Origin of the sequence: Leucobacter sp. M11 (genome assembly GCF_035726885.1) — a bacterium.
Lineage (GTDB): Bacteria > Actinomycetota > Actinomycetes > Actinomycetales > Microbacteriaceae > JAPFRB01.
In genome coordinates this window covers 133381-136575 of sequence record NZ_JAPFRB010000005.1, presented here as the reverse complement: position 1 = coordinate 136575, position 3195 = coordinate 133381, and the positions used below count along the sequence as shown (strand labels likewise).

At 69.1% G+C, this 3195-nt stretch carries 2 protein-coding genes; one reads left to right on the top strand and one right to left on the bottom strand.

What is annotated here, in order from left to right:
• Positions 1-11 precede the first annotated feature (11 nt).
• Complete coding sequence (locus OOT08_RS15965) at positions 12-1349, bottom strand: glutamine synthetase family protein (protein ID WP_325093818.1); 1338 nt, start codon at positions 1347-1349, stop codon at positions 12-14.
• A gap of 169 nt (positions 1350-1518) precedes the next feature.
• Here OOT08_RS15965 and OOT08_RS15960 point away from each other — a divergent pair, with 169 nt between their 5' ends.
• Positions 1519-3114 carry an AMP-binding protein gene (locus tag OOT08_RS15960; RefSeq protein ID WP_325093817.1) on the top strand — a complete coding sequence of 532 codons (1596 nt, stop codon included), beginning with the start codon at positions 1519-1521 and terminating at the stop codon, positions 3112-3114.
• Positions 3115-3195 lie beyond the last annotated feature (81 nt).

The window sequence follows — 3195 nt, the reverse complement described above, 5'->3', positions numbered from 1 at the left end:
GTCACGGCCCGCTACACCGTGCCCAGCATGGTGTTGAGCTCGAAGGGGGTGACCTGGCGGCGGTACTGCTCGACCTCGTCGCGCTTGTTCCGAATCGAGTAGGCGAAGACCTGCTCACCGAGCGTCTCGGCGACGAGCTCGGAGCGCTCCATAACCGAGAGCGCGTGCTCCAGGCTCGTGGGCAGCGGGTCGAAGCCGAGCGCCCGGCGCTCCCCCTCGCTCAGTTCCCAGACGTTGTCCTCGGCCTCCGGCGGCAGTTCGTAGCCCTCCTCGATGCCCTTGAGCCCGGCGGCGAGCAGCACCGAGTAGGCGAGGTAGGGGTTCGCCGCGCTGTCGATGCCGCGGTACTCGACCCGGGCGCTCTGGCCCTTGCTCGGCTTATAGCGGGGCACCCGAATCAGCGCCGAGCGGTTGTTGTGCCCCCAGCTGATGAAGGACGGGGCCTCGCCGCCGCCCCAGAGCCGTTTGTAGGAGTTCACGTACTGGTTCGTGATCGCGGTGATCTCGGGCGCGTGCCGGAGCAGGCCCGCGACGAACTGCCGCCCGGTCCGGGAGAGCTGGTAGGTCTCCCCCGGGTCGAAGAAGGCGTTCGTGTCGCCCTCGAACAGCGAGAGGTGCGTGTGCATCCCGGAGCCCGGCTGATCCGAGAACGGCTTCGGCATGAAGGTCGCGTAGACGCCCTGCTCGATCGCCACCTCTTTGATGACCGTGCGGAAGGTCATGATGTTGTCGGCGGTCGTCAGCGCGTCCGCGTAGCGCAGGTCGATCTCGTTTTGACCGTGCCCGGCCTCGTGGTGGCTGAACTCGACGGAGATGCCGAGGTCTTCGAGCATGCTGACGGACTGGCGGCGGAAGTCGTGCGCCGTCCCCCCGGGCACGTTATCGAAGTAGCCCGCCCGGTCCACCGGCACGGGGCCCTCTGGGCCGAACTCGGAGGAGCGCAGCAGGTAGAACTCGATCTCGGGATGCGTGTAGAAGGTGAAGCCCTGTTCGGCGGCGCGGGCCAGGGTGCGCTTGAGCACGTTCCGCGGATCCGCGACCGCGGCCTCGCCGTTCGGGGTCGTGATGTCGCAGAACATCCGGCCCGTGGGATCGACGTCGCCCCGCCAGGGCAACAGCTGGAAGGTGGCGGGATCGGGGAAGGCCAAAAGATCGGATTCGAAGGCCCGGGTGAGCCCCTCAATCGCGGAGCCGTCGAAGCCGATGCCCTCGGCAAAGGCGTTCTCCACCTCGGCGGGGGCCAGCGCCACGGATTTCAGGGTGCCCGCAACGTCGGTGAACCACAGCCGGACGAATTTCACGCCGCGCTCCTCGATCGTGCGAAGCACAAAATCCTGTTGCTTACTCACTGGCACGCCCTTCCGTCTCGTGCCTCCAGACTAGCGCCTGCGCTGTCGATTCCCACAGAATCCGGATCCCGCGGCCCGCCGCTGCGTTAGCCTCCTCTCACCCGCTCTTGATCGGAAAAACAGATCGAGAACGAGCTCACCATCCTTGTCACAGTCAACGGAGACCACAATGGAATTTCGCAGCCCCTTCCCCGACGTCACGATTCCCGACGCCCCGCTCTTCGACGCCCTGTTCGGCGGGCTGAGCGCCGAGGACCTTGCGCGGACCGCGATCATCGACACGGTCACGGCGGAGGAGCTGAGCTACGCCGAGCTCGTCAGCCGCATCGAAGCCGTCGCCGGGGCGCTCGCCGCCCGCGGCATCGCCCCGCACGACGTGGTTGCGCTGCACGCCCCGAACTCGGCCGCCTTTGCGGCCGCCTTCCACGGCATCCTCCGGGCCGGGGCCACGGCGACCACCGTGAACGTGCTGTATACCCCGGCCGACATCGAGGCCCAGCTGCGCAACTCCGGGGCGAAGCTGCTCCTCACGGTCTCGCCGCTGCTGGCGGCTGCCCGCGCGGCTGCCGCCGCGGTCGGCCTCGGTGACGCGGAGATCATCGTCTTAGACGGGGCCGAGGGCTTCGCCTCGCTCGCCGACCTCCTGGGCGAGCGCCGCGCCGCGCCCGAGGTCAGCATCGACGCCGCCACCCACCTCGCGGTGCTCCCCTACTCCTCTGGCACCACGGGCGTCGCGAAGGGGGTGATGCTCAGCCATCGCAACGTCGTGGCAAACGTCAGCCAGATCGCCGAGCTGACCGGCGTCGTGCCCGCGGACCGGCTGCTCGCGATTCTCCCGTTTTTCCACATCTACGGCATGACCATTTTGCTGAACCTCGCCTTCGTCAACCGGGCGACCCTCGTGACGATGCCCAAGTTCGAGCTCGGCCAGTTCCTGGCGACCATCGAGCGGCACCGGTGCACCTACCTGTTCATCGCGCCGCCGATCGCCGTGGCCCTCGCCAAGCACCCCGCAGTGGACGGCGCGGACCTGTCCAGCGTGCACAGCATCCTCTCCGGCGCGGCCCCCCTCGACGGCGCGGTCGCCGACGCGGTCGCCGCCCGGCTGGGCTGCCGCGTGACGCAGGGGTACGGCATGACCGAGATGAGCCCCGTCGCGACGTTGACGCCCTTCGGCGATGACCGCCTGCCCAGCTCCAGCGCCGGGGTTGTGATCCCGAACATGCGCTGCCGCCTCATCGACACCGCAACCGGGGCGTCGATCCCGGTGCCCGAAACGGGCACGAGCGCGCCCGGTGAGCTGCAGTGCGCGGGCCCCAATGTCATGCTCGGCTACCTCGGCAACGACGCGGCCACGCGGGAGGCCTTCACCGCCGACGGTTTCCTCCGGACCGGCGACATCGCGACCGTCTCCGCGAACGGCGGCGTTCAGGTCGTGGACCGGGTCAAGGAGCTCATCAAGTACAAGGGCTACCAGGTGGCTCCGGCCGAGCTCGAGGCGCTGCTACTCACGCACCCCGAGATCGCGGACGCCGCGGTCATCGGGGCCCACGACGCCGACGGGGAAGAAATCCCGAAGGCGTTTGTGGTGGCCCAGCCCGGCTCGTCGCTCAGCGAGGAGCAGGTCATCGCCTTCGTCGCCGAGCGGGTGTCGCCGCACAAGAAGATCCGCCGAGTTGAGTTCCTCGACGCGATTCCCAAGTCCAGCACGGGCAAGATCTTCCGCAAGGACCTGCGCGGCCGCGAGGCCGCGGCAAGCCGCTAACCCAGCGGGCGGGCGGGCCTCGCGGCCGCCCGCCCGCGGCGCCGATCGGCCCGCTACGCCTCTTCGCCGGATGCCCGGGCC